The 25,265-nt window shown below is 58.6% G+C and carries 24 protein-coding genes; 12 read left to right on the forward strand and 12 right to left on the reverse strand.

Annotated features, from left to right (window positions below; genetic code table 11):
* Window positions 1–89 precede the first annotated feature (89 nt).
* From V6936_RS14000 to V6936_RS14035, 8 genes are all read left to right on the forward strand, one after another.
* Window positions 90–989, forward strand: a complete 900-nt coding sequence (locus V6936_RS14000) for a LysR family transcriptional regulator (protein WP_059318350.1) — start codon at window positions 90–92, stop codon at window positions 987–989.
* Window positions 990–1,087: 98 nt separating this feature from the next.
* Entirely contained in the window at window positions 1,088–1,891 is an 804-nt protein-coding gene (locus tag V6936_RS14005; protein ID WP_003804811.1) for a putative hydro-lyase, read from the forward strand.
* Between the two features lie 112 nt (window positions 1,892–2,003).
* Window positions 2,004–3,050: a TRAP transporter substrate-binding protein gene (locus V6936_RS14010; protein WP_003804813.1), complete on the forward strand. Its 1,047-nt coding sequence runs from the start codon at window positions 2,004–2,006 to the stop codon at window positions 3,048–3,050.
* Window positions 3,051–3,140: 90 nt separating this feature from the next.
* Window positions 3,141–3,761 carry a TRAP transporter small permease subunit gene (locus V6936_RS14015; RefSeq protein WP_003804814.1) on the forward strand — a complete coding sequence of 207 codons (621 nt, stop codon included), beginning with the start codon at window positions 3,141–3,143 and terminating at the stop codon, window positions 3,759–3,761.
* Window positions 3,758–5,041 (forward strand): TRAP transporter large permease subunit, encoded by a 1,284-nt coding sequence (locus V6936_RS14020; RefSeq protein ID WP_059318352.1) that lies wholly within the window; start codon window positions 3,758–3,760, stop codon window positions 5,039–5,041. The genes V6936_RS14015 and V6936_RS14020 overlap by 4 nt, the downstream gene beginning before the upstream one ends.
* Before the next feature lie 33 nt (window positions 5,042–5,074).
* A complete protein-coding gene (locus V6936_RS14025) occupies window positions 5,075–5,758 on the forward strand; it encodes a DUF2848 domain-containing protein (protein ID WP_003804818.1) in 684 nt (227 codons plus the stop codon).
* Window positions 5,759–5,800: 42 nt separating this feature from the next.
* The gene (locus V6936_RS14030) at window positions 5,801–7,156 is read left to right on the forward strand and encodes an amidase (protein ID WP_131071172.1); all 1,356 of its coding nucleotides are present in this window, start codon (window positions 5,801–5,803) and stop codon (window positions 7,154–7,156) included.
* 69 nt (window positions 7,157–7,225) lie between these two features.
* Entirely contained in the window at window positions 7,226–8,164 is a 939-nt protein-coding gene (locus V6936_RS14035; protein ID WP_240209203.1) for a DMT family transporter, read from the forward strand.
* 15 nt (window positions 8,165–8,179) lie between these two features.
* Here the strand turns inward: V6936_RS14035 and fmt are convergent, their stop codons facing one another.
* Complete coding sequence (gene fmt / locus V6936_RS14040; RefSeq protein WP_059318354.1) at window positions 8,180–9,121, reverse strand: methionyl-tRNA formyltransferase; 942 nt, start codon at window positions 9,119–9,121, stop codon at window positions 8,180–8,182.
* A gap of 5 nt (window positions 9,122–9,126) precedes the next feature.
* Window positions 9,127–9,645 carry a peptide deformylase gene (gene def, locus V6936_RS14045; protein WP_003804827.1) on the reverse strand — a complete coding sequence of 173 codons (519 nt, stop codon included), beginning with the start codon at window positions 9,643–9,645 and terminating at the stop codon, window positions 9,127–9,129.
* A 167-nt stretch (window positions 9,646–9,812) separates the two neighbouring features.
* On the opposite strand from def, the gene dprA reads away from it, so the two are divergent.
* From dprA to V6936_RS14060, 3 genes are all read left to right on the forward strand, one after another.
* Entirely contained in the window at window positions 9,813–10,967 is a 1,155-nt protein-coding gene (gene dprA / locus V6936_RS14050; protein ID WP_336580021.1) for a DNA-processing protein DprA, read from the forward strand.
* A 106-nt stretch (window positions 10,968–11,073) separates the two neighbouring features.
* On the forward strand, window positions 11,074–11,994 hold the full coding sequence (locus V6936_RS14055) for a hydroxymethylglutaryl-CoA lyase (RefSeq protein ID WP_003804832.1): 921 nt from the start codon (window positions 11,074–11,076) through the stop codon (window positions 11,992–11,994).
* On the forward strand, window positions 11,994–12,461 hold the full coding sequence (locus tag V6936_RS14060; RefSeq protein ID WP_039944042.1) for a hypothetical protein: 468 nt from the start codon (window positions 11,994–11,996) through the stop codon (window positions 12,459–12,461). Before V6936_RS14055 ends, V6936_RS14060 begins: the two co-directional genes overlap by 1 nt.
* Before the next feature lie 272 nt (window positions 12,462–12,733).
* Here the strand turns inward: V6936_RS14060 and V6936_RS14065 are convergent, their stop codons facing one another.
* From V6936_RS14065 to V6936_RS14100, 8 genes are all read right to left on the reverse strand, one after another.
* Window positions 12,734–13,750 carry an amino acid ABC transporter substrate-binding protein gene (locus tag V6936_RS14065; RefSeq protein ID WP_219235444.1) on the reverse strand — a complete coding sequence of 339 codons (1,017 nt, stop codon included), beginning with the start codon at window positions 13,748–13,750 and terminating at the stop codon, window positions 12,734–12,736.
* 91 nt (window positions 13,751–13,841) lie between these two features.
* Window positions 13,842–15,122: a phenylacetate--CoA ligase family protein gene (locus V6936_RS14070; protein ID WP_003804840.1), complete on the reverse strand. Its 1,281-nt coding sequence runs from the start codon at window positions 15,120–15,122 to the stop codon at window positions 13,842–13,844.
* A gap of 251 nt (window positions 15,123–15,373) precedes the next feature.
* The gene (locus V6936_RS14075; protein ID WP_003804844.1) at window positions 15,374–16,207 is read right to left on the reverse strand and encodes an ABC transporter ATP-binding protein; all 834 of its coding nucleotides are present in this window, start codon (window positions 16,205–16,207) and stop codon (window positions 15,374–15,376) included.
* A 50-nt stretch (window positions 16,208–16,257) separates the two neighbouring features.
* Complete coding sequence (locus V6936_RS14080) at window positions 16,258–17,526, reverse strand: ABC transporter substrate-binding protein (RefSeq protein WP_003804846.1); 1,269 nt, start codon at window positions 17,524–17,526, stop codon at window positions 16,258–16,260.
* Window positions 17,527–17,663: 137 nt separating this feature from the next.
* Window positions 17,664–18,728, reverse strand: a complete 1,065-nt coding sequence (locus V6936_RS14085) for a branched-chain amino acid ABC transporter permease (RefSeq protein WP_003804848.1) — start codon at window positions 18,726–18,728, stop codon at window positions 17,664–17,666.
* A gap of 12 nt (window positions 18,729–18,740) precedes the next feature.
* A complete protein-coding gene (locus V6936_RS14090) occupies window positions 18,741–19,670 on the reverse strand; it encodes a branched-chain amino acid ABC transporter permease (protein WP_003804849.1) in 930 nt (309 codons plus the stop codon).
* A gap of 11 nt (window positions 19,671–19,681) precedes the next feature.
* Window positions 19,682–20,482 carry an ABC transporter ATP-binding protein gene (locus V6936_RS14095; RefSeq protein ID WP_003804850.1) on the reverse strand — a complete coding sequence of 267 codons (801 nt, stop codon included), beginning with the start codon at window positions 20,480–20,482 and terminating at the stop codon, window positions 19,682–19,684.
* Window positions 20,482–22,449, reverse strand: coding sequence for an AMP-dependent synthetase/ligase (locus V6936_RS14100; RefSeq protein WP_059318360.1), 1,968 nt, complete (start codon window positions 22,447–22,449; stop codon window positions 20,482–20,484). The genes V6936_RS14095 and V6936_RS14100 overlap by 1 nt, the downstream gene beginning before the upstream one ends.
* 175 nt (window positions 22,450–22,624) lie before the next feature.
* On the opposite strand from V6936_RS14100, the gene V6936_RS14105 reads away from it, so the two are divergent.
* Window positions 22,625–23,311: a Crp/Fnr family transcriptional regulator gene (locus tag V6936_RS14105; protein ID WP_059318361.1), complete on the forward strand. Its 687-nt coding sequence runs from the start codon at window positions 22,625–22,627 to the stop codon at window positions 23,309–23,311.
* 29 nt (window positions 23,312–23,340) lie between these two features.
* Here the strand turns inward: V6936_RS14105 and V6936_RS14110 are convergent, their stop codons facing one another.
* Together V6936_RS14110 and V6936_RS14115 are read right to left on the reverse strand one after the other, a co-directional pair.
* On the reverse strand, window positions 23,341–24,309 hold the full coding sequence (locus V6936_RS14110) for a Bug family tripartite tricarboxylate transporter substrate binding protein (RefSeq protein WP_003804856.1): 969 nt from the start codon (window positions 24,307–24,309) through the stop codon (window positions 23,341–23,343).
* A gap of 135 nt (window positions 24,310–24,444) precedes the next feature.
* Window positions 24,445–25,149: a YggS family pyridoxal phosphate-dependent enzyme gene (locus V6936_RS14115; protein ID WP_039944033.1), complete on the reverse strand. Its 705-nt coding sequence runs from the start codon at window positions 25,147–25,149 to the stop codon at window positions 24,445–24,447.
* Between the last annotated feature and the right edge of the window lie 116 nt (window positions 25,150–25,265).

Below are 25,265 nucleotides of genomic sequence, written 5' to 3' on the forward strand. Positions count from 1 at the left end.
AAAGATGCATAAAAATATCCATCTGCTCTTGTTCTGTGCCGCAACCGCCATCAGGCATAATAGAACTGCCTATTTTCAGGACCGGAAACATGATTGATCTCAAACAGATCGAAGCCTTTGTATGGGTTGCCGAACTTGGCGGTTTCCGGGCGGCTGCCGAAAAGCTCAACACGACCCAACCATCTATTTCTCAGCGCATCGCCGGACTGGAATCCAGTCTGGAACTGCGTTTGTTTGATCGGGGCGCCCGGGGCATCAAACTGACAGACAAAGGCCAGGAGCTACTGTCACATGCACAGCGCATGCTGGATCTGCGCACCGAAATGCTGCGCGCTGCCAAAGAACAAAATGCCATCCGCGGGCTGCTACGCCTAGGGGTGGCTGAAACCATTGTGCAGACCTGGCTACATGAGCTGATCGACAAGCTGCACCAGGAGTACCCGGCCCTGGTCATCGAGATCCACGTCGACACCACGAGCGTGCTGCGCCAGCAACTGGCCAGTTTCCAGATTGATATGGCCATGATTGTGGGCGTTGGCCAAGACCCTAAAGAACAATGCATCCGCTTATGTGCGTATCAGTTGGGCTGGGTCGCCAGCCCGACCCTGAAGCTGCACGGCCGCAAAATCAGCGTTTCCGAGCTAGGGGTTTACCCTGTAATCACCTATCCGTCCGGGAGCGTTCCGTACCTGGCCACACGCGAAGCATTGCTGCGTGCCGGCGTCAAATCACCCCGTATTTTTGGCAGTGCATCCCTGAGCACCATCGTGCAAATGACACGTCATGCCATGGGCCCCAGCGTGCTGGCCCCAGCGGTCATAAAAGACGAGCTTTCCGAGGGAAAACTGCGACTTTTGAAGGTCGATCAGTCCCTTCCGGACATCGAATTTTTTGCCTGCTGGATGGACTCGCCCGACAGTCATATTGCTCGCGTCGTCGCCAATCACGCACAAGAAATCGCCCAACAATACGTGCAGACCGATAAGTAATCGTTATGGCCTAGGATTCAAACATACGATTGGACACAAATTATCTGATCGGTTGCAATCCGAGGCTGTGATCAACCCCCTTTGTGCGAGTGGTCATCATGAACCTGCAAACCCTGCCTGTGCTAGCGCCCGAGGCCCAGAAGTGGCGCGAGCTGATCCGTCAACAAATCCATACTGGTCCCACTGCAGGACTGGCCGCAGGCTATGTGCAGGCCAACCTGATGATTCTTCCCAAAGAGTGGGCCGACGAGTTTTTGCTGTTTTGTCAGCGCAACCCCAAGCCCTGCCCGTTGTTGGCCGTGACCGAACCCGGTCAATTTCAGGTCCCGACCCTGGGTGGCACGATTGATCTGCGCACGGACTTCCCCCGTTACCGCATCTGGCAAAATGGCGAGCTCGGAGCCGAGCCACTGAGCATTACCGATGTCTGGCGCGAGGATCTGGTGTCCTTTCTGATCGGCTGCTCCTTTTCGTTTGAAGAGGCCCTGCTGGCCGACGGAATTGATGTGCGCCACATCAGTGCGGGGGTGAACGTGCCCATGTATCGCAGCTCCATCCAGACTCAAGGTACGACGCGCCTGTCCGGCCCGCTGGTAGTATCGATGCGGCCCATGCGTGCTGCCGATGCCATCCGCGCCATTCAGATCACCTCGCGCTTTCCATCGGTACACGGCGCTCCGGTACATATTGGCGATCCGTCCCTGATCGGAATCGGCGACCTGCAAAAGCCCGACTATGGTGATGCTGTGCCAGTCGGTCCTGACGAATTACCCGTTTTCTGGGCCTGCGGCGTTACTCCCCAAGCCGTCGCCGCCCAGGCCAAGCCGCAGTTTTGCATCACGCATGCCCCTGGCCATATGTTGATTACCGACTTGCCCAACACACGGCTGGCCGCGCTTTAAAAATTGGACCGGCACTGTCCGGTCACCCCTCTGGTTTCAATATGCAGTCCCCTGCCCAAAAGGGGGGCGCACTCTATCAACCATACAGCTGGACCGCTATTAGGAGCACCTTATGAAAAAAATCGTACTGACCTCCCTGGCTTTAGGCTCGCTGGCCCTGGGCTCTGCCGCCATGGCCCAGGAACTGCCCAAGACCTCCCTGAAAGTAGTCGGTGGCTTGAGCAATCTGACCGCCTACCAGAATACCGAGCAGCCCTTCTGGACCAAAAAGGTGCCTGAGCTGTCCGGTGGCCAGATCACTGCCGATATCAAAGGTTTCAACGACATGGGCCTGAAAGGTCCTGAAATCATGCGCCTGATCAGCCAGGGCGTGATTCCTTTCGGTACCGCCACCCTGGCTTACTTCGCCAGCGACAACTCGATTAACGAAGCCATCGACCTGGCCGGTCTGGCACCCGATATCGAAGTGGCCAAAAAACTGACCGACGCGTTCACGCCTGCCTACGAAGATTTCTATGCCAAGAGCAACGTCAAGGTACTGGGCTTCTCGACCTACCCTGCCCAGGTCCTGTTTTGCAATGGCAACTTCAATGGCCTGAGCGACCTGAAAGGCAAGAAAGTGCGCACCAGCAGCCGCACCCAGGCTGAATTTGTCCAGGCTCTGGGTGGCAACAGCGTCACCATCCCATTTGGTGAAGTCGTTCCTGCCCTGCAAAACGGCGTGGTTGACTGCGCGATTACCGGCTCCATGTCCGGCTACTCGGCCAAATGGTACGAAGTCAGCTCCAAGCTGTATGAAATGCCAATCAACTGGAACCAGCAGATTCACGCAGCCAACCTGGGAACCTGGAACAAGCTGGACCCCAAAGTCCAGGAGTTCCTGGCCAGCAACATCAAGGCCATGACGCAAGACATCTGGGCTGCCGCTGCCAAGGAGACCCAGGAAGGTTATGACTGCAATACTGGCTCCGATGCGTGTACCCAGCCCGTCAAAGGCAAGATGACGCTGGTCAAGCCAACCGACGCCGACCGCGAACTGCTGAAGAAAGTCATGAGCGAAACCGTGGTGCCCAAATGGGCCGAGCGTAGCTCCGCTGACACCGTGGCTGCCTTCAACGCCAGCCTGAGCCCGATCCTGGGCTTTGAAGCCAAGAAGTAATCTGTACGTACCGCCTGCCACCCATCCTGCGGTGGCAGGCCGCCTGTCCTTCAGGCCCCTCCCTCCTAGACCCTGTACGGGGTAGACACCATGGAAAATACCGAAAAATTCGCCATGCTGAACCGCTTGCTGTCCGGTGCCACGACCCTGTCGCGCATCGCCATCTGGTTCGCAGGCAGCCTGACATTGATCAGCGCCCTCTATATCACCGCGGACGTTCTGTTTCGCAAATTCAGTGGCAGCTCTCTGGGCGGCTCGGATGAGCTATCTGGCTACGCCTTTGCCATCAGCATTTCCTGGGCACTATCTTTTGCCACCCTGCAACGGGCCAATATCCGTATCGACGCCATCTACCAGCACCTGCCGGTCCGTCTGGCCGCCTTGCTGGACTGGATTGCTCTGGTGGCCCTGTCTGTTTTCATTGTCTACCTGACCTTGTACGCCACTGACGTGGCCGGCCTGTCCTGGACCAACCAGTCCACTGCCAACACCGCCATGGGCACTCCCTTGTGGATTCCGCAGTTCCTGTGGGTGGGCGGTCTGATCTGGCTGTGTGTCGTTTTGGCCCTGATGCTGCTGCGCTCCAGCCTGGCCCTGATTACGGGTGACCTGGCCGGTATCCGGTCCCTGTGCGGCATCCGCAGCACCCAGGAAGAAGCGTCCGAAGAAGCCGAGGCTGGCAAACGCATGGTGCAAGGAGACGCCAAATGATTACCACCGCACTGACTCTCTTGCTCGTTCTGATCGGATTGAGCATTCCCGTGGGCGCTGCCCTGGGTGTTTTGGGCCTGATTCTGGACCCGCTGTATTCCATGTTGCCGCTCACTGGCGCCCTGGGTGAGATTTCCTGGGGCACCAGCAACGAATTCCTGCTGGTGGCCATTCCCCTGTTCATCATGCTGGGCGAGATCCTGCTGCGCTCCGGTATGGCCGAACGCATGTACAACGCCATGAGCCTGTGGCTGTCCTGGCTGCCAGGCGGCCTGATGCACGCCAATATCGGGGCCAGCGCCCTGTTTGCCGCCACTTCCGGTTCCAGCGTGGCCACTGCCGCCACCGTGGGCACCGTGGCCCTGCCGCAGATCAAGAAACAAGGCTATAACGAGCCCCTGTTCCTGGGCAGCCTGGCCGCAGGCGGTACCTTGGGCATTCTGATTCCGCCTTCGATCAACCTGGTGATCTACGGCGTGCTGACCAATACCTCCGTGCCCAAGCTGTATCTGGCCGGCATCATCCCCGGTTTGGGCATGGCCCTGCTGTTCATGCTGGCAATCGCTGCCGCGTGCATGGTCAAGCCTAAATGGGGCGGCACCAAGATCAAGGCTAGCTGGGGTCAGCGTTTTGCCAGCCTGGTGCATCTGGTTCCACCCCTGGGTATTTTCTTGCTGGTCGTAGGCTCGATTTACGCCGGTGTTGCCACCCCGACCGAGGCTGCTGCCCTGGGTGTGGTCGGCGCCTTGATTCTGGCTGCCTTCTCGGGCCGCATGAGCTGGACCATGATCAAGGAAGTGCTGGAAGGCACCATGAAAGCCACGGCCATGATCATGCTGATCGTGATCGGTTCGGCTTTCCTGAACTTTGTCATGTCCGCCACTGGCCTGACCAACGCGCTGACTGACGCCATCACCGGGCTGGGTGTCTCGCCCATGGTGATGCTGATGATCATCGTGGTGTTCTACCTGGTGCTGGGCTGCTTCATGGAAACCCTGTCCATGATGATCACGACTATCCCTATCGTGGCTCCCATCATGATCGCTCTGGGCTTTGACCCGGTTTGGCTGGGTATTGCCATCATCATTCTGGTGGAAGTGGCGCTCATCACCCCTCCTGTTGGTCTGAACCTGTTTGTGGTCCAGAGCCTGCGCAAGAACGGCAGCATGAACGACGTGATGCTGGGCAGCCTGCCTTTTGTGATCATGTTGCTGGCCATGGTGGGCCTGCTGGCTATCTTCCCGGATCTGGCTTTGTGGCTGCCACGCCTGTTCGGTTAATCCCAATCTGTCTTTAAGTTAACGAGTACTGCTATGCGTTTGACCTTTGAACTGGCCCAGGCCACCCACACTGAAATCATTGAGGCTGATCTGCAGCACTGCATCGTGGCCGGTTGGGCGGGCCGTGATCTGGCCGCCATCGAGCACCACATTGAAGAGCTGGCCGAACTGGGCGTACCACGCCCCAGCTCGGTACCGCTGTACTACCGCATCGCGGCCAACCAGATGATTCAGGATGCCGACATCCAGGTCGTGGGTTCGGGGTCGTCGGGCGAGACTGAGGTATTTGTCTTCAATCATCAAGGCCGCCTGCTGGTGAGCCTGGCGTCCGATCACACCGATCGTGTTCTGGAAGCGCATAGCGTTGCCCTGTCCAAACAGATCTGCGCCAAACCCATTGCCCGCGAAGCCTGGTTGTTCAGCGACGTGGCAGAGTACTGGGACGAGCTGATCATCCGTGCCTACATTCAGGAAGGCGGCAAGGAAGTCCTGTACCAGGACGGTCCCTTGTCCACACTGAAAAATCCTCTGGAACTGATCGAGGGCTACTTCCAGTCCACCACCATGCCGGAAGGCTACGGCATGACCTGCGGCACCGTCGGCGCGATCGGAGGCATCCGTCCCGCTGCCCAGTTCACCATGGAACTGTATGACCCCCGCCGCGAACGCAGCATCCGCCACACCTATGTGGCTGAAGTCCTGCCCGAAGTAGCCTAAACTGGCCCAGCCCGCCCCACCCATTTATTTAGCGAGTGATCCATGCTAGCGACTATTACCGAACTGCAACGTGCTCTTGATCGTGGCGAAACCACCTCGGTCGAACTGACTCGGCAAGCCCTGGAACGTATCCAGGACGACAGCCGTGACGGCGCTGCCACGTTCATCGAAGTATTTGCCGAACAGGCTCTGGCAGCGGCCAAGGCTTCCGACATCTTGCGTGCGGCCGGTCTGAGCCGCTCGCTGGTCGAGGGTCTGCCCATGTCGGTCAAGAACCTGCATGACATCGCCGGCTACATAACGTTGGGTGGGTCGACAGTGCTTAAAGATGCTGAGCCTGCCGAGCAGCACGCCACCATTGTGGAACGCCTGCTGCGCGCCGGCGCCATTTTGATCGGCTCGACCAATATGACCGAATTTGCCTTCTCCGGTCTGGGCATCAACCCTCACTACGGCACTCCGCGCTCCGTTTGGGATAGTGACAATGCCCGTATCCCCGGGGGCTCGTCCTCCGGCGCCGGGGTCGCGGTTGCCCAGGGCATGTCGGTCTTTTCCATTGGTACCGATACCGGCGGCTCGATTCGTATCCCTTCGGCCTTTAACGGCCTGACCGGTTTTAAACCCACTGCCGAGCGTGTCCCCAGCGAAGGCACCATGCCCTTGTCCCGCAGCCTGGACTCCAACGGCCCCTTGGCGGTTTCTGTTGAGTGCTGCGCCATTGTTGATGCCATCCTGACCGACCAACCTTATGTACCTGTGGCGACTCCTGCCCTGGAAACCGTGCGCCTGGCCGTACCCAAGACCTTTGTCTTTGATGGCATTGATCAGACGGTACGCGCCGCCTTTGACCGCGCCATCGCCTTGCTGCGTGAGCACGGCGCAGTCGTTGAGGAAATTGACCTGCCCGAGTTTGAGCAGTTGCCCCACATCAACCGCAAAGGCGGCTTTGTCTGCGCGGAAGCCTGGTCCGTTCACCGTGACACCCTGCAAAGCAAGGGCGAACAATATGATCCACGTGTGGCCTCGCGCATCCTGCGCGGCAAGGACATCGACTGCGCTGACTACATCGAACTGCAGGATACCCGCCAAGCCTGGATCAGCGCGGTCGAGAGCCGTCTGGAGCGCTATGATGCCGTGCTGATGCCGACCGTACCCGTCGTCGCCCCGCGCATTGCCGATCTGCAGGCCTCGGACGAGGTGTACTTCGCCACCAACGGCCTGGTTTTGCGCAATCCCACACTGATCAACTTCCTGGACGGCTGCGCCCTGTCCCTGCCCTGCCACGCTGCCGGTGAGGCCCCGGTCGGCCTGATGGTGGCCGCTCCTGCCTACCATGACGAACACTTGCTGGCAGTAGGTGCAGCGATCGAACGGGTATTGCCCTTGCGCGGACGCTAATCCGCTAAGATGAAGTTCGTTTCAGGACGGCCACCCGGCCGTCCTTGTGCTTTGCGTCAGGAGCCTGTCATGAGCACAACCCAGTCTTCCTCCTTGCCCCGGACCAGTCTGACACCGACAGCCTTTCCCTTGGCGGGGGTGCTCATCCTGATTCTGTCGTCCTGGGCGCTGTCGGGACTGGATGCCAGTGGCAAATGGATCATGGGCTTTGGCGTGCCCTTGCTGGTGATGTGCTGGTTTCGCTACGTGGTCCATCTGGCCCTGGTGTTGGCGCTGGTGCTGCCCGTCAAAGGACACAAGATTTTGCGCAGCACCCGGCCCAAAGCGCAAATACTGCGTGGCACCGTGATGATGCTGTCCACCTTTTCATTTTTCACGGCACTGAGCTATCTGCCTCAGGCTGAGGCCACGTCCATTAATTTCCTGGCACCCTTGCTGGTGCTGTCGGTCGCTCCCTGGATTCTGAAAGAACCACCTCGTCTGAGCCGCTGGATAGCAGCCGGAGTCGGGTTCCTGGGGGTGCTCATCATCATCCGACCAACGGCCGGCCTGGACCCGCTTGGGGTGATGTTTGGTTTGATCACCGCCTGCATGTTCGCCACACAATTTATCGCGACCCGTCGCGTGGCGGTGGACAACTCACTGACCACACTGATCTGGAGCGGTGCCGTTGGCAGCATCTGCCTGACCATTGCCCTGCCTTTTCTTTTACCCGCAGCGCTGCCCGCCCTGAAAGAGCTGACCATTTTCCAATGGTTGATTCTGATTTCTACCGGCCTGTGGGGCTGCCTGGGACACTTGCTGCAAATTCAGGCTTATCAGCGAGCGTCGGCCTCGTTGCTGGCCCCCTTTGTCTACCTGCAAATCGTGGCGGCCGCCGCGCTGGGCTGGTTGATCTGGGGTCAGTTCCCCGACATGTTTACCTGGATCGGAATTGGCGTGGTCTGTGCCAGCGGTATTGTGATTGGAGCGCTGGAGTGGCGGCGCCAGAAGCAATCCGGCGCCTGACTCGTTGGCGCGAACTTAGCGCGATTGCCAGCCCTGCACAAAGACGGCGACGGGCTGGCGTTTGGAACCGGCTTTTTGCAGCTCCAGCAAACGTAAGACCCCTTCACCGCAAGCCACATCAATACCTTGGGCACTGACGTTCAGAATCTGACCCGGTTCTGCGCAATGCGTCTGTTCTACCACCTGAGCGCGCCACACCTTCACAGGCTGCTCCAAACCGGGCAAGGACAGAGTGGAGCCGGGCACTGGGTCAAACGCACGAATACGGCGCTCCAGTTCCTTGGCTGGCCGGCTTAAATCCAGCACCGACTCCGCCTTGGACAATTTCTCGGCATAGGTCACACCTGCCTCTGGCTGAGGAACGGCCTGCAAGGTGCCATCACGCAAGTGCTGCAAGGCGGCCAGCAAGGCCTGCGCCCCCAGTTGAGCGAGATCGTCATGCAAGGTGGCAGCACTGTGGTCATCGCGAATGGGCAGCTCGCTGCGCACCAGCATATCGCCGGTATCCAAGCCTTCATCCATCTGCATGATGGTGATGCCCGTTGCCGCATCGCCTGCCTGAATGGCCCGCTGAATAGGGGCCGCGCCACGCCAGCGGGGCAGCAGACTGGCGTGAATATTGAAGCAGCCATAACGTGGCAGCTCCAAGGTCCACTTGGGCAAAATCAAACCATAAGCGGCCACCACCATCAAATCGGGCTGCACGTCCAACAATGTCTGGCGGGCCTGGGCGGCCTCCTCGGGGTACTTGCCATCCAGGCGCAGACTATGCGGCTGCAGGACCGGGATAGCAGCCTTCAGGGCGGCCTGCTTGACCGGGCTGGGGCTCAGTTTCATACCCCGACCCGCCGGGCGATCCGGCTGCGTCATGACCAAGGGAACCTCAACGCCCTGGGCTAGCAGCGCTTCCAAGGCCACACGAGCGAAATCTGGGGTACCGGCAAAAACAATACGCATGGCAACTATTGCCCTGCCTTCAGGGCTTCACGCTGCTGCTTGCGCAAACGGCTGCGAATACGTTCACGTTTGAGCACGGACAGATACTCCACAAACACCTTGCCATCCAGGTGATCCAGCTCGTGCTGCACACACACCGCCAGCAGGCCGTCGGCTTCTTTCTCGTACCACTGTCCGTTCTCGTCCTGGGCCTTGAAACGGATACTGGCCGCACGCTCGACCTTGTCATAAGTATCGGGCACGGACAGGCAACCCTCTTCGTACACCTTCAGCTCTTCACTTTTCCAGGTGATTTCCGGGTTGATCAGCACCAGCAATTCATTGCCGCTTTCGGACACATCAATTACCACCACCCGCTCGTGGACATCCACCTGGGTCGCAGCCAGGCCTACACCGGGCGCATCATACATGGTCTCGGCCATATCCTTGACCAGTTTGCGAATGCGGTCATCGACCTCCTGCACAGGTTTGGCCACCGTGTGCAGTCGGGGGTCAGGAAATTTAAGGATGGGAAGCAAAGCCATTGTCATGTCCGAAGAAAAAGCGATAAGTCGATATAATAAAACAAGTTTCAGAGCGGCATCCGATTGCCCCGGCACACCACGACGCCCTGGTCACCAAACGACATCCACCCTGGATAAAAATATCGGGGTTACACCGAACACGGTTTCGTTTCGTGCCACACTGCCTTATGCCTCATTATTTTAGCTCGGATGAAATTTCGGAAGAATTGCATGCCTGGTTGCGCCTGTCGCTAGAGCCTGGGCTCGCACCCGCCCAGGCCCGGCAATTGCTGGCGGCCTGCGGGCTGCCACCGCACATCTACCAAAGCTCGGTGCAAACCCTGTCGCGGCATATCCCTGGCGAACTGGCGGTACAACTCAACCAGGAGCCGGTGAAAGAGCTGCAGGCACTCATAGACCAAACGGTGCAATGGCTCAAACAGCCTGGCCACCATATCGTGACCTTGGCTGACGCCAGCTACCCGGCTGCCTTGCTGGATCTGCACGACGCTCCCCTGCTGCTTTACGCAAATGGCGATCTAGGTATCTTGCAGCGTAAAGGGCTGGCTATTGTGGGAGCGCGCAACGCCACCCAATCCGGACAGGAAACCGCGACCGATTTTGCCCATACCCTGGCGACCAAGGGGTGGTGCATTATCAGTGGTCTGGCCAGCGGCATCGATCAGGCCGCCCATAAGGGAGCTTTGCAAGCCGGCTCTCAGGGTGCCGGCACCCTAGCGGTCATGGGTACCGGTCTGGATCTGGTCTACCCGGCCGCCCATCGCGACCTGGCTCATCAAATCAGCGCTCAGGGGCTGTTGCTGAGCGAATTCCCTCTGGGAACACGGGCCCTGCCCCACCACTTTCCGCGTCGAAATCGCATTGTGGCTGCGCTGTCCAAGGGCGTACTGGTGGTGGAGGCCGCCAAACAAAGCGGTTCGCTGATTACCGCCCGTTTGGCCGGGGAGCTGGGGCGAGAAGTCTTTGCCATTCCCGGCTCCATTCACTCCCCTTTGGCTCGAGGCTGCCACGCTCTGATTCGTCAAGGTGCCAAGCTGGTTGAAAGCGCCCAAGATATTCTGGACGAGCTGGGCAATGCCCAAGGCGACGTCTGCCGGGACACGCCTGCCCGGCCCGGACCCACGCCACATGCCCATGACAGCTTGCCCGAGGAACTACGTCCCATCCTGGAGCGCATCGACTTTGCCCCCTTGACTCCGGAGCAACTGATGCGTCGTACCGGCCTGCTGGCTACCGAACTGCCCGCCTTCCTGGCCGAGCTGGAGCTGGCAGGCTGTATCGAGGCCCTGCCCGACGGCCGCTTTCAACGCTTGAAGCCTTAAGAACCATAGGGCAGTTCCTAGGGCGCCAGCCCCGGCCCTCAAGAGGTATCATGACGATTACGTCAGGGCCTGCGGGCCCCAGCCCTCTATCCCTTCAGGAAACTTCATGTCATACCCATCGCGCGTCAAGATTGTGGAGGTCGGCCCCCGGGACGGCTTGCAGAACGAAAAAGAATTCATCCCCACCGACGTCAAGGTCGAGCTGGTCAACCGTTTGTCTCATGCTGGCTTTGTGAATGTGGAAGCAGCTTCTTTTGTGTCGCCCAAATGGGTACCGCAAATGGCCGACGGCGCCGAGTTGATGGCAATGATCGACCGTCGCCCCGGCACGATTTATTCCGTCCTGACCCCCAATATGCGTGGTTTTGAAGGTGCCCTGGCCGCCAAGGCGGACGAAGTGGTGATCTTCGCCGCCGCCAGCGAGGCATTTTCCCAGCGCAACATCAATTGCAGCATCGAAGAATCGCTGGAGCGCTTTGCCCCCGTTGCCCAGGCTGCCAAAGAAGCCGGTTTGCGTTTGCGCGGCTCCATCAGTTGTTCTTTCGGTTGTCCCTATGAAGGTGCGGTAGCCCCGTCCAACGTACTGAAAGTCGGCAAGCGCCTGATTGAACTGGGCTGTGATGAAATCGACGTGGCCGACACCATCGGCGTAGGCACGGCCCGCCAGGTTTATGACCTCATGCGCATGGTGACCGAGCACATAGACCCAGCTCATGTGTCCGGCCACTTCCACGACACCTACGGCCAGGCCATTGCCAATATCGTCGCGTCCATGCAGGCTGGCATTCATATTTTCCACAGCTCCGTGGCCGGTCTGGGCGGCTGTCCCTACGCCAAGGGCGCAACCGGCAACGTCGCGACTGAAGATGTACTGTTCCTGATGCAAGGCCTGGATATTGAGACCGGCATTGATCTGAACGCCGTGGTAGAGACGGGACAATGGATTTCGGCTCACCTGAAGCGTAAATCGGCCAGCAATGCCGGTAACGCCCTGGCCGCCCGCAAGCAAGGGGCCGCCGCGTGCTGATGAGCCAAGCCCCCACCAAAGAGGAAATTGACGCCCTGTTAAGCGACCTGGGCCCGCTTCCCATTCAAGGCCGCTCCTGGCCCAAATGGGTCGCTGCCAGTGCCTGGGTCGTGCTGGCCCTGATCGGGGTGCGGTTTGCCTTGGTCGCCGGCTCTCCGCAAGGGGCGGCTATCAGCCCCGTGCTGGCGGGCAGTCTGGTACTGCTGTTTACCGGCCTGATTCTGATTGCCTGGCACATGTGGCATGGGGTCACCACAATTGACCAGACCGGCATACGCCAGAGCTGGATCATGAAGCGGCAAGTGCAATGGCAGGACATCCACTTTGCCAAATTTGTGCCGCTGTTCAACTCCAAGCGTCTGATCTGCTTTACCCGACGTGGTCGTCCCGTGATTTTTCAAGGTGCCACACAGGATCTGCAAGTAGCCTTTGCCAAGATTTCCCTGGTGTTGAGGCGCAAGAATTAGGTCTTCCGGTTTGCTCCGTAAGGCTTGGCATATTGGGGCAAACAATCCAGCACGTCTTCCATACGAAAGCCGTGCGCAGCAGTTAGACAGACCAGGTATGGCCGTGTTCCACCCCACGACGATACCTACACCACCAGTCCCCGGGGCAGCGCACACCATCCGGGGACCAAGAGCAAAACGCACAGCAACGTCATAGCCCCCAGACCCATCAGTCAATAAAAAAGCAGCTCTCAAAGAGAGCTGCTTTTTGCATATCGTGAACTCCGAAAGGATTAACGAATAGGCAGACCGTAAATCAGGCCGCCGTCGATCCACAGGGCATTGAGGCCGCGTTCGATCTGCAGCGGGCTGCCTTTACCCACGTTACGCTCGAAAGACTCGCCGTAATTACCGACTTGCTTGATGATGTTGTAAGCCCATTTTTCGTCCAGGCCCAGGTTCTTGCCGGCACCTGGCGTCACCCCAAGCAGACGCTGAATGTTGGGATTGTCGCTTTTGAGTTTTTCATCCACGTTGGCGGCCGTCACACCCAACTCTTCGGCATTGAAGCTGGCTTGCAGGGACCATTTCACAATGTTCAGCCAAGCATCGTCGCCCTGACGAACGAAGGGACCCAAAGGCTCTTTGGAAATGATTTCTGGCAGAACCAGATAATCGTCCGGGTTCTCCATTTTGGAGATGCGAATCGACGCCAGACCGGAGGCGTCAGTGGAAAACACGTCACAACGACCCGCCACAAAAGCATTGACCACTTCGTTGAACTGTTCGATCACGACTGGCTTGTAGTCAACTTTGTTGGCACGTGCCCAATCGGCCATCGTATTTTCGTTGGACGTGCCAGTCTGCATGCAAACGGTAGCGCCGTTCAGTTCCTTGGCACTGGTCACGCCCAGCTTCTTGGACACCAGAAAACCCTGGCCATCGTAAAAGTTGATGCCGGCATGAATGGCACCGAGCGCCGTGTCACGCTGCTGGGTCACGGTGGTATTACGGGCCAGAAGATCAATTTCGCCCGATTGCAAGGCTGTGAAGCGCTGCTGGGAGTTCAAAGGCACCGCCTTGAACTTGCTGGCATCACCCAAGGTGGCCGCCGCCACCGAACGACATACGTCAATATCCAGGCCCGTCCAGGTCCCCTTGTCATCGGGGGCCGAAAACCCGGCAAAACCGGTGGTCACGCCACACAGCACGTGGCCGCGCTGTTGGACATTGTCCAAGGTGGCTGCCTGGGCAGCAGGCAGGCTGGCCATCAAGGCCAGGACAACAGCAGAAACTGGCACAAAGCGCATCGGGCTCTCCTCAAAAGATATAGGTATTGGCTATTTTCCTGAAATAGTACCGCAGCCCGAACGCTACTTGTGTGCATATCTATATGGCAAATTAATCGTAGCTGCGTTGGTCCTCGATGACTTTACCATCCCTTGGCAGGGCGCCAGGTGCCATAAACTCCACCTGGGCGCGCAGTTTGGTGATCTCACGGATCGAATCCGCCAAGGCGCTTTCCAGCCCGTCGGGCTGTGCGCTCACTTCCACCTGAAACACCATCTGATCCTGGCCACTGGCCCCGCGTACCACCAGACGGGCTTGCCCCAATTCTTTGTGCCGCAGACGAATCTGCTCCACCTGCCCCGGATGCACAAACATGCCCCGCACCTTGGTAGTCTGATCCGCACGCCCCATCCAGCCGCGAATACGCTGATTGGTGCGGCCGCAGGGGGATTGTCCAGGCAACACGGCAGACAGGTCTCCCGTCCCGAAGCGCACCAGCGGATAGTCGGGATTGAAAGAAGTCACCACGACCTCGCCCACTTCACCCGGGGCCACCGGCTGTCCCGTGCCAGGACGCACAATTTCCAGGATCAGGTTTTCATTCAACACCAAGCCTTCGCGAGCCTGGGTTTCGTAGGCGATCATGCCCAGATCTGCACTGCCATAAGCCTGGTAGCCTGCCACCCCTTGCTCGCTGAACCACTTTTGCAACGACGGCGGATAGGCCTCACCTGAAAACAAAGCCTTGCTCAGACCCGGCAAGGCAATTTGCATGGCCTGGGCTTTTTCCATGATGATTTTCAGAAAACTGGGTGTGCCGGTATAGCCATGAGGGCGCAAATCGGCCATAGCCTGCACCTGCTGCTCGGTTTGGCCCACCCCACCGGGAAATACAGTGCAATCGAGTGCATGCGCGGCCGTTTCCATCATGGAACCTGCCGGAGTGAAGTGATAAGAAAAACAATTGAAAATCAGTTCTTCACGCCGAAAACCTGCCGCATACAGGGCACGCGCGAAACCCCAATAGTCCGAGCGGCGGCTTTCAGGTTCGTACATGGGGCCGGGCGAGGCAAACACCTTGCGGGCCGCTCCCCAGGAGATGGAGGAAAAGCCCCCAAAGACAGCCTGCGCGTAAGCGGCCGAAGACTGCCCGGCCCGTGCCTGCTCCCGAGCCTGAAGCTGGGCCTGCAACAACTCACTTTTACGAAACACCGGGATGGCCAGCAGATCCTCGCGGCTGCGCACGGCCGCCAGCTCCACGCCCTCCAGTTGCCTGGCAATGGCAGGGGCGCCCTGGGCTGCCGCCTGCAACACCTGCGGCAAACGGGTCATCAAATCGGCTTCGCGCTCGTCCGGTTCCAGGGTCTCGCGCTCATCGTAATACTCGCTCATTTATCCTCCAGTGGGATGAATTGGCATCCCAACACGCTGCGCCAAACCAATCTGCTGTCCACAGACAAAGGCGTGTCAATGCCAAGCTCCGCAGCCACACCCTGTGTAGCCAGAAGCAGCCCAAAACTCAAAACGTCAAAAGGCCAAGGGCGGCACCTCATGTGCATCCCGGTGGCAGGTCTTTCCCTGTGCTGATCCTGCTGCTGTTCAGTACAGGCCAGACCCGGCTGATACATGGAAATTCCTGGGCGTTACGCCAGCCAGCGCTTGCGACGCCGGTAAAATTTATTGTCGCGAAAGCTCTTGCGCTCTCCTCCTGACACACCCAGGTAAAACTCCTTGACGTCCTCGTTCTCGGCCAGCGCCTGCGACGGTCCGTCCATCATGACCCGGCCGTTTTCCAGGATGTAGCCATAGTCAGCATATTTCAGGGCCACGTTGGTGTTTTGCTCGGCCAGCAGGAAACTGACTCGCTCGCGCTGATTCAGATCCCGCACAATCTCGAAAATTTCTTCTACCACCTGCGGTGCGAGTCCCATGGACGGTTCGTCCAGCAAAATCATGCCCGGATCGGCCATCAAGGCGCGGCCAATGGCACACATTTGCTGCTCCCCGCCAGAGGTATAGCCGGCCTGACTGGCACGGCGCTGCTTGAGTCGCGGAAAATACTGGTAGACCTTGTCCAGCTCGGCGCTCAGGTCGCCACGCGACAAGGAGCGGGTGTAGGCCCCCGTCAATAAATTTTCTTCAATGCTCAAGTGCGCGAAACAATGACGCCCTTCCATCACCTGCACCACGCCGCGCTTGACCAGATCGGCCGGCGTCAGCTGATCAATACGCTCACCACGCAGATGGATCTGGCCTTTGGTCACATCGCCGCGCTCGGCGCGCAGCAAATTTGATACGGCCCGCAAGGTCGTGGTTTTACCGGCACCGTTGGCGCCCAGCAAGGCAACAATCCGCCCCTCCGGCACCCGCAAGGACACGCCCTTGAGCACCAAAATGACGTGGTTGTAAATCACTTCGATGCCATTGACGTCCAGCAGGGCGGGCGTCTCATCCACTTGGCCTACGGTCTCACTCATAATCTTCCCCACGCAATGCAGTGCCCAGGGCGAACCCTGGGCGCCTGGGTTTAGCCTTCGCAGTTGCGAGGCGTAATTTTCTTCTCGGCGGCGTACTTGGCCGACATTTCCTTGACTAGCGGATCGACAAATTTCTTGTCGGACTGATACCAGTCGGACACGACTTCAAATTTGTTGCCATCCCACTGCACAATACGCGCCCAGTCGTCACCCATGTGATTGCTGCATGAGGTTTTGATGGGGCGCATGATGCCCTCAAAGCCCAGCTCTTTCAGACGCGCCTCGTCCAGGTTCAGGTTTTCAAAACCCCAGCGCACTTGCTCGGGGGTCATGTGTTTGCCTTTGCCGAACTTTTCCTGAGCCGCGCGGATTGCTTCGACCTGCATCATGGAGATCATCATGCCGCGAGTGTGGGCCAGCGTACCCACGTACTTGTCGCCGTTTTCAGCGCCTTTGCCCTTGGCATGCATCTCGCGCACCGCATCATGCACCGGACCATCGGCAGCACTGTTGTGGATGGTAATGCCCTTGTATCCCTTGGCAGTCTGGCCCAGATCGACCACATCGCTCTCGGAGGCAGCCCACCAGATGCCGTAGATCTTGTCGCGGGGGTAACCCACGGCCTGCGCTTCACGGATGGCGGTAGGCGTCATGATCCCGGCGCTCCACAGCAAAACGAAATCAGGACGGTTCTTGCGCACCTGCAGCCAGGTGGACTTCTGCTCCACGCCAGGCGCCGTCACCGGGTACAGATCCAATTTAAAGCCTTGCTCTTTGGCACGAGCCTGCAACAGCGCAATCGGCTCTTTGCCGTAAGGCGAGTCGTGATAGACCAGGGCAATACGCTGATCTTTCAGTTTGTCCTCACCCACTTGCTTGGCAATGTCCTGAATCATGACGTCCGCCGCGGTCCAGTACGTACCCAGCAAGGGGAAGTTCCACTCAAACACCGCCCCGTTGGCCGAGTGCGACAGGCCGTAGCCCATGGTCTCAATGGGCACCCCATCCACAAAGGCCTTGTCAGTCAAGGCGAAGGTAATGCCCGTAGACTGCGTGTCAAAACCCGATGCCCCGCCATTCTTGCCTTTCATGCGCTCGTAGCACTCCACGCCGCGGTCGGTGGCGTACGCGGTCTCACATTCCTCGTACACCAGCTTGACGCCATTGACACCGCCATCGCGCTCATTGACCAAAGCCAGATAGTCCAGCTTGCCGTCCGCCCACGGGATACCCAATGGCGCAAAGGAGCCGGTGCGGTAGGTCAGCAGTGGAACGTACTGTTCCTCGGCTGCCACAGCGGCTGTACTCATGGTCAGCATTGCAGCGCAAGCACTCAAACCGAGCACAGCGCGTTTCAGTCGTGTTGTCATCTCCTGGTCCTCCGATAAGTACCATGTGTCTGAATACCCCGTCCCGATGGGCGGGGCTGTTGTTGTAATGAACTGCCTACCTGCTGTTAATGGGGGAAGGGCCACAAACGCAGCTTTTCCTTACCAATACTCCAGAGTCGAGCCAAACCGTGCGGCTCCACAATCAAGAAAAACACAATCAGGGCACCGAACACCATGTGCTCAATGTGCGAAGCGGTATCCACCCCGATGGACACACCAAACCAGTGCGGCACGTTGGTCAACAGCACCGGCAGCAAAACCATGAAGGCAGCGCCGAAGAAACTGCCCACAATCGAGCCCAGTCCACCGATGATGACAATGAACAGCAGTTGCAGGGAACGATTCAGGTCAAAGGCCAGCGGCTCCCAGGAACCCAGGTGGATAAAGGCCCACAGGGCACCGGCAACACCGATGATGAAAGAGCTGACGGCAAAGGCGGTGAGCTTGGCATAGACCGGACGGATACCAATGACCTCGGCCGCCACATCCATGTCACGGATTGCCATCCATTGGCGGCCAATCGCGCCACGCACCAGGTTCTTGGCCAACAGGGCAAACACCACCACGAAGATCAGCACAAACAAGTACTTTTGCATGGGGGTTTGAACCGGCAAACCAAAGGCACTCAAGGCAGGTACCGACACGTTGCCCGAAGGCGAATAGTTCGTGAAAAAGGCAATGCGAAGGAAAGCCCAATCCACAAAGAACTGTGCGGCCAGTGTCGTGACAGCCAGGTACAAGCCACGGATACGCAAGCTGGGGATGCCAAAGGCCACGCCCACCAGAGTGGCAAACACGCCACCCAGCAGGATTTGCAACACCAGCGGCAACTCCGGAATACGGACGCCAAAGTTCCAGGCGGCATATGCCCCCACGGCCATGAAGGCGCCCGAACCAATCGAGATCTGGCCGCAATAGCCCACCAGGATGTTCAGGCCGATGGCTGCCAGAGACAGGATCAGAAAGGGGATCAGAATGGCTTGCAGGAAGTAGTTGGATGCCATGGCAGGCACCACCAGGAATGCCACCAGCAACAAGCCCAACACCACATAGCGATCCTGGCGGATGGGGAAAATCTGCTGGTCAGCCCGATAGCTGCTTTTGAACTGACCATTTTCGCGGTAAATCATATCGACTCCACCTCAGACGCGATCAATAATCTTCTCGCCGAACAGACCTTGTGGTCGGAACAGCAGGAACACCAGGGCCAGCACATAAGCGAACCAGATCTCGATGCCGCCGCCCACATAAGGGCCCAGGTACACCTCGGACACCTTCTCGCCCACACCGATAATCAGGCCACCCACAATGGCGCCAGGCACCGAAGTCAGGCCACCCAGAATCACCACCGGCAAGGCGCGCAGCGCAGCGGTCGACAAGGTGAACTGCACCCCATATTTGGAGCCCCAGATAATCCCGGCGACCAGGGCCACCAAACCGGCTACGGTCCAGACCACAACCCAGATACGGTTCAGGGGAATACCGATTGACTGCGCCGCCTGGTGATCGTCTGCCACCGCCCGCAGGGCACGGCCCACGCTGGTGTATTGGAAGAAGATGGCCAGGGCCACCACCAGCAAGGCCGCCACTACGGCCGAGCTCAGGTCTTCCAGACTGACCAGCACACCACCTTCAAACACGGACTCCAGGATGAACGCCGGGTCTTTGGGCATCCCCACATCGATGGAGTACACCGAACTGCCAAACACGATCTGGCCCAGGCCATCGAGCAGGTAGCTGATGCCGATCGTGGCCATCAACAAGGTCGTGCCTTCCTGATTGACCAGGTAACGCAACACCCAACGCTCGATGACGACAGCCAGCACAAACATCAAGATGGCCGAGACAATAAAGGCCAGCACATTGCCCAATAAGCCGGGCTCCATACCCAGCCACTGTGGAATCCACTGCGACAGACGGGCCATGGCCAGAGCGGCCACCAGCACCATGGCGCCCTGTGCAAAGTTAAAGACACCCGATGCTTTGAAGATCAGGACAAAGCCCAGCGCGACCAGGGCGTACAACATCCCGCTCATCAAGCCGCCCAACAAGGTTTCAAGAAAAAATGCCATGTCCGTTCCCCTCAATGGCCAGCGCCAAGATAGGCGCGGATGACGTCCGGGTTCTGCCGCACTTCGTCCGGTACCCCATCACCAATCTTCTTGCCATAGTCCAGGACCACCACGCGGTCCGAAATATCCATGACCACGCCCATATCGTGTTCAATCAACACAATCGTGGTGCCGTACTCTTCGTTCACGTCCAGAATGAAGCGGCACATATCCTGCTTTTCTTCGATGTTCATGCCCGCCATGGGCTCATCAAGCAGCAGAATGCTCGGTTGCATTGCCAGGGCGCGCCCCAGATCCACCCGTTTTTGCAGGCCATACGGCAGTCGCCCCACCGGCGTTTTGCGGTAGGCCTGGATCTCCAGAAAGTCGATGATGCCTTCCACGTATTCACGGTTGCGAATCTCTTCACGCTCGGCCGCCCCCAGACGCAAGGCCTGAGCAAACACACCGCTTTTCATGTGCAGGTTGCGACCCGTCATGATGTTATCCAGCACACTCATGCCCTTGAACAGGGCCAGGTTCTGAAAGGTGCGGGCAATACCCTGCTCGGCGGTGTGACGCGAGTTCATGCGGGCATAACTCTGGTCGCGTAAAACAATCTCGCCTTGTTGTGGCGCATACACGCCATTGATGACGTTCAGCATGGAGCTTTTGCCGGCTCCGTTCGGACCAATGATGGAGCGAATCTCGTGTTCACGAATGTTGAACGAGATGTCGGTCAAGGCTTTCACCCCACCAAAGGACAAGGAAATATTTTTCAAATCCAGTATCACCGGGCCTATGCGACGGCCCGCCACTTGCGCCTCACTCATCATGCGCTCCTTGCTGCTGCGTCTGTCATGCGCTCAATGTGCAGGTCTGCCGAAATGCGACCGCTGCGCCCATCCTCGAACTTCACTTCTGTCTCCACAAACTGCCGGTCCAGTCCATTGAACAGGGCATCGACCAGCACCTTGTATTTTTGAGCAATAAAGCCCCGGCGTACTTTACGGGTACGGGTGAGCTCATCGTCATCGGGGTCCAGTTCCTTATGCAGAATCAGAAAGGCGCTGATGCGCGATCCCGCCAGTTTGGGGTCGCTGGCCAGATCCTCGTTCACCTGCGCCACGCAGTCACGAATCAAGGCATAGACCTCGGGTTTGCCCGCCAGGTCGGTATAACCGGCATAGGGCAGGTTGCGGCGCTCGGCCCAGTTGCCCACGGCTTCCAGATCAATATTGATGAAGGCACAGACCTCTTTCTGGCCGTCACCAAACGCCACCGCCTCTTTGATAAAGGGAAAGAACTTGAGCTTGTTCTCGATGTACTTGGGCGCGAACAGGGAGCCGTCGGCCAATTTGCCCACATCCTTGGCGCGGTCGATGATCTTTAGCTGACCATCGGTATCCAGATACCCCGCATCCCCCGTGTGATACCAGCCATCCTCGGTAAAGGATTCGGCGGTGGACTCAGGATTGCGGTAGTACTCCTTGAACAGTCCGGGGCTGCGCACCTGAATCTCGCCGTTATCGGCCACGCGGATTTCCACCCCTTTCACAGGTGGGCCCACGGTGTCGGCCCGCACATGACCATCTTCCTGCACGCACACGAAAACAGACGTCTCGGTAGCGCCATAGAGCTGCTTCAGGTTGATGCCGATGGAACGATAAAAATCAAACAGATCCGGGCCAATCGCCTCGCCAGCGGTGTAGGCAACGCGCACGCGGCTCATGCCCAGGGCATTGCGCAAGGGGCCGTAGATCAGGATATTGCCCAGGCCATAGCACAGCCGGTCCCACAGGCCCACACCGGGTCGTTTGTCCAGAATCTTCACGCCCACGCGTTGAGCCAAGGCCATAAAACGCCTGTACAGTCCGCGTTTGAGGGCGCTGGCATCTTCCATGCGAATCGTGACTTGCGTCAGCAAGCCCTCCAGCACGCGTGGCGGCGCAAAATAATAGGTGGGGCCAATATCATGCAGGTCTATGGACACGGTTTCGGGCGACTCCGGGTGATTCACCGTAAAGCCTGTCACCAGAAACTGCGTGTAGGAAAACATGTTCTGCCCGATCCAGGCAGGGGGGAGATACGCCAGGACTTCCTCGGCATCGGTCAGCGATTCCAGCTCCTGAATGGCCAGCCCGCGATCAATCAGGGCCGCATGCGTAAGAACCACACCCTTGGGCTTGCCGGTGGTGCCGGAGGTGTAGAACATGGCGGCTGCATGATCCGGAGCAATCGCTTTCCAGATGCGGCGTACGCAATCGGGATCATGCGTCAGTTGCAAACGCCCCTGCTCCATGACCTGCTCGATGTATTGCAGTTGCTCTTGCTGATAGTTACGCAAACCGCGCGGGTCGTCATAGATCAGCGCGTCCAGGTCCGGGCATTGATCCCAGACTTCCAGCAACTTGTCGACCTGCTCCTGATCCTCGACCACCGCCACACGTATGCTGGCATCCAGCAAGACGTGCAGCATCTCCTGAGCCACTGCATCCTGATACAGCGGCACGGGTACGGCGCCCAGCATCTGCGCCGCCATCATGGCCAGGTAAAGGCGCGGGCGATTCTCACCAATCACCGCGACATGCTGGCCGTCTTTGACACCCAGCCCGGCCAGGCCTGCAGCCAGTTGCTCGGCCTGTTCGGCCAGCTCCCGCCACGTCCAGGTCTGCCAGATTCCCAGGTCTTTTTCGCGCATGGCGACTTTGTCGCCACGCACCTGGGCATGGTGTTCTATCCAGGCTGGGAAGGTGCCGGGTAAACCCGCTACCTGCTCTTTATCCATCCGCACAACCATGTCTCCTCCGAATTTTCCCGGCTTGTTATGGTCCAGGAGGCTGCTTATGATTGCGGCAGAAGGCACATGTTATGCCTTCACGCTATTTGCAGCCTGTTATTAATCAAGTTATCGGCTGCCCGTCCCGAAGATTGTCACGGACATGACATTCGACCTTTATCGAGGGTTAATCCTCATGCATGTTGTAGATGCTTTATCCGAGCGAGCCGCCTGGTTTCGCCTGTTGACGCCGGAGCTGCAAGAGCGAGTGCGCCGCGACACGCTCATTACCGCCTACGAGGCCGGAGCCATCGTCGAACGCAAGGGAGAGCGCGCCACAGCCTGGATTGGTGTGCTCTCGGGTTTGCTCAAGGTGTCGGTCGGAAACTCTGAGGGCAAGATCGCCTCCATGACCGGGGTGCCAGCCGGCGGCTGGATAGGGGAAGGCTCCTTGCTGAAAAACGAAGAGCGCAAATACGATGTGGTGGCCTTGCGCGACAGCCAGGTGGCCCGCTTGCCCATGCACAGTTTCAACGATTTGCTGGACCAGAGCATTGCTTTCAACCGCTACCTCCTGCATCAGCTCAATGAACGTGTGGCGCAATTTATCGGCAAGGCTGAGTACAACAGCCTGTCTACGCCCGATGCCCGCGTGGCACGTTGTCTGGCAGAGCTGTTCAATCCACTGCTCTACCCCGGAAAAGGTCTGCGCCTGGACATCACCCAGGAAGAGATCGGCTATCTGGCGCGGGTGTCGCGCCAACGGGCCAACCAGGCCCTGCGTCAGCTGGAAAACGAAGGGCTGTTACTGATCAAGTATGGGGGCGTCCAGGTTCTGGACCTGGACGGCCTGAAACGTTACGGCGATGAATATGCCGCCTGATGATGCGGTCGCATCCGACCGCATTCCGGTCAGTCCAGGCGGATGTCGGCCCGTTTGATCACGGCGGCCCAGTCGGCACGCTCGCGCTCGGCATAAGCCCGGAACTCATCGGACGTCATCGGCATGGGCTCCACGCCCATATCGCGAATACGCTGAGCCAGTTCAGGCGTTTTCAGAGCCTGCATCAGGTCCTGGCTCAAGCGTTCACGCGCGTCCTCAGCCATCTTGGGAGGGCCTACCAGTCCTTGCCAGGCGTAGGCGTAGAAATCGGCAATCCCGGCCTCGGCCATGGTCGGCACCTGCGGCATCAGACTGCTGCGCTCGGGAGTGGCAAGCGCCAGCACCCGCAGTTTGCCCGCCTTTATATGAGAGAGCGCGGCAGCGGAATCCACAAAGGACATATCCACCTGACCGCCCAACAGATCCTGAATGGCCGGCGCGGCTCCTTTGTAGGGCACATGCACGATTTTGCTGTCCGTGCGTTGCTTGAACATTTCGAGGGCCAGATGGTGGGGCGAGCCACTGCCTGCAGATGAGGCGGTCAGTTTTTCAGGCTGGGCGCGAACCGCTTCCAGGAGCTCGGCCACCGTTTTGTACGGAGACTCTTGCGGGACTGCCAGCATCAAGGGAAAGCGGGCCAGGCCACCCACGTAGGTAAACGCGGCGGGATCGTACTGCAGTTTGCTGTACAGGGAGGAATTAAAGGCCAGCGTGCCCGAATCGGCCGTACCCACGGTATAGCCATCCGGCTTGGCATTGCTGACGTAGGTTGCGCCAATAATGGTGGCAGCCCCCGGTTTGTTTTCCACAATCAGTGTCTGTCCAAGGCTGCTTTCCAACTGTTTGGCGACCAGCCGGGCTATCACGTCAGAACCGCCCCCTGCGGGATAGGGTACGACCCAGGTCACTGCCGACTGAGGCCAGTTCGCTGCCAACGCCGTTCCGGTCAGGGTGGCGCCCAGCAACAGCACACCGGCTCCAAATTTTTTCCAATGCATGATGTCTCCTCTGTGCATGCAGGCAGCGCTTTTGGCGCCGCTTTTTTTTAAGTTTTAAGCATCCCGTCCGGGATGCGCAGAGACATTATGCGCGGAGCGCCTCACCCAGGGCATTAGTAACGATGCGGATATCGATCAGCCATAGTCACGTGCGCCAAACAGGGCCGAGCCAAGCCGGACTTCGGTAGAACCTTCCTGAATCGCCAGTTCGAAATCTCCGCTCATGCCCATGGACAGGCCTTGCACCTGTTCATAGCCCAATTCCACCAGACGGTCACGCCACTGGCGCAACTGTGCGAAACAGGCGCGCACGGCCTGCGGATCATCGCTATTGACGGCCATGGTCATCAAGCCGCGCACCTTCAAGGTGTCCAGTGAGCGCAGGGATTGCATGAACGCAGGCAGCTCTTGCGGTGCCAGACCAAACTTGCTGGGCTCGGGCGAGGTCTTGACCTGAATCAGCACATCCAGGCTGCGCTGTTCGGTTTGCAGGTGTCTATCCAGGGCCTGAGCCAGCGACAAACGGTCCAAAGATTGCACTTCGCTGGCCAAACGAGCGATATCTTTGGCCTTATTGCTTTGCAGATGGCCTATCATCACCCACTGGACCGCGCGATCGGCCAGCTCTGCCTGCTTGTCCCGAATCTCCTGAACCTTGTTCTCCCCCATTCGCGACAAGCCCAAATCCAGGGCCTGGGCCAGCACGGGCGCAGGAAAGGTTTTGCTTACCGGCAACAGAGCCACCGCATTGGCAGGGCGGCCAGCCTGCAGGCAAGCCTGTTCGATACGCTGGCGCAGCTGCGCCAGCCGACCTGAAAGGGAAGAGTCAGAAAAAGCCATCAATGCACACGCATCCAGAGAAAACCATTGCAAACGCTGCAAACACAACAGCGGCCATTTCCGATAGCATAACTGTTACACACGGCCATCGCTAAGCCCATCGACCGCGTGTTTGC

This window comes from Alcaligenes sp. CHO6 (genome assembly GCF_037120595.1).
GTDB classification, from domain to species: Bacteria; Pseudomonadota; Gammaproteobacteria; order Burkholderiales; family Burkholderiaceae_B; genus Alcaligenes; species Alcaligenes ammonioxydans.

Excerpts from the sequence above, each read along its gene's own strand:
- dprA (WP_336580021.1), top strand. The coding sequence starts at position 9,813 with ATGCCTCATTATTTTAGCTCGGATGAAATTTCGGAAGAATTGCATGCC.
- V6936_RS14020 (WP_059318352.1), top strand. The coding sequence starts at position 3,758 with ATGATTACCACCGCACTGACTCTCTTGCTCGTTCTGATCGGATTGAGC.
- V6936_RS14115 (WP_039944033.1), bottom strand. The coding sequence starts at position 25,149 with ATGGCTTTTTCTGACTCTTCCCTTTCAGGTCGGCTGGCGCAGCTGCGC.
- V6936_RS14060 (WP_039944042.1), top strand. The coding sequence starts at position 11,994 with ATGAGCCAAGCCCCCACCAAAGAGGAAATTGACGCCCTGTTAAGCGAC.
- V6936_RS14095 (WP_003804850.1), bottom strand. The coding sequence starts at position 20,482 with ATGAGTGAGGCGCAAGTGGCGGGCCGTCGCATAGGCCCGGTGATACTG.
- V6936_RS14000 (WP_059318350.1), top strand. The coding sequence starts at position 90 with ATGATTGATCTCAAACAGATCGAAGCCTTTGTATGGGTTGCCGAACTT.
- V6936_RS14025 (WP_003804818.1), top strand. The coding sequence starts at position 5,075 with ATGCGTTTGACCTTTGAACTGGCCCAGGCCACCCACACTGAAATCATT.
- V6936_RS14055 (WP_003804832.1), top strand. The coding sequence starts at position 11,074 with ATGTCATACCCATCGCGCGTCAAGATTGTGGAGGTCGGCCCCCGGGAC.
- V6936_RS14005 (WP_003804811.1), top strand. The coding sequence starts at position 1,088 with ATGAACCTGCAAACCCTGCCTGTGCTAGCGCCCGAGGCCCAGAAGTGG.
- V6936_RS14070 (WP_003804840.1), bottom strand. The coding sequence starts at position 15,122 with ATGAGCGAGTATTACGATGAGCGCGAGACCCTGGAACCGGACGAGCGC.
- V6936_RS14035 (WP_240209203.1), top strand. The coding sequence starts at position 7,226 with ATGAGCACAACCCAGTCTTCCTCCTTGCCCCGGACCAGTCTGACACCG.
- def (WP_003804827.1), bottom strand. The coding sequence starts at position 9,645 with ATGGCTTTGCTTCCCATCCTTAAATTTCCTGACCCCCGACTGCACACG.
- V6936_RS14080 (WP_003804846.1), bottom strand. The coding sequence starts at position 17,526 with ATGCTGACCATGAGTACAGCCGCTGTGGCAGCCGAGGAACAGTACGTT.
- V6936_RS14030 (WP_131071172.1), top strand. The coding sequence starts at position 5,801 with ATGCTAGCGACTATTACCGAACTGCAACGTGCTCTTGATCGTGGCGAA.
- V6936_RS14090 (WP_003804849.1), bottom strand. The coding sequence starts at position 19,670 with ATGGCATTTTTTCTTGAAACCTTGTTGGGCGGCTTGATGAGCGGGATG.
- V6936_RS14065 (WP_219235444.1), bottom strand. The coding sequence starts at position 13,750 with ATGCGCTTTGTGCCAGTTTCTGCTGTTGTCCTGGCCTTGATGGCCAGC.
- V6936_RS14105 (WP_059318361.1), top strand. The coding sequence starts at position 22,625 with ATGCATGTTGTAGATGCTTTATCCGAGCGAGCCGCCTGGTTTCGCCTG.
- fmt (WP_059318354.1), bottom strand. The coding sequence starts at position 9,121 with ATGCGTATTGTTTTTGCCGGTACCCCAGATTTCGCTCGTGTGGCCTTG.
- V6936_RS14075 (WP_003804844.1), bottom strand. The coding sequence starts at position 16,207 with ATGAGTGAGACCGTAGGCCAAGTGGATGAGACGCCCGCCCTGCTGGAC.
- V6936_RS14010 (WP_003804813.1), top strand. The coding sequence starts at position 2,004 with ATGAAAAAAATCGTACTGACCTCCCTGGCTTTAGGCTCGCTGGCCCTG.
- V6936_RS14100 (WP_059318360.1), bottom strand. The coding sequence starts at position 22,449 with ATGGTTGTGCGGATGGATAAAGAGCAGGTAGCGGGTTTACCCGGCACC.
- V6936_RS14085 (WP_003804848.1), bottom strand. The coding sequence starts at position 18,728 with ATGATTTACCGCGAAAATGGTCAGTTCAAAAGCAGCTATCGGGCTGAC.
- V6936_RS14015 (WP_003804814.1), top strand. The coding sequence starts at position 3,141 with ATGGAAAATACCGAAAAATTCGCCATGCTGAACCGCTTGCTGTCCGGT.
- V6936_RS14110 (WP_003804856.1), bottom strand. The coding sequence starts at position 24,309 with ATGCATTGGAAAAAATTTGGAGCCGGTGTGCTGTTGCTGGGCGCCACC.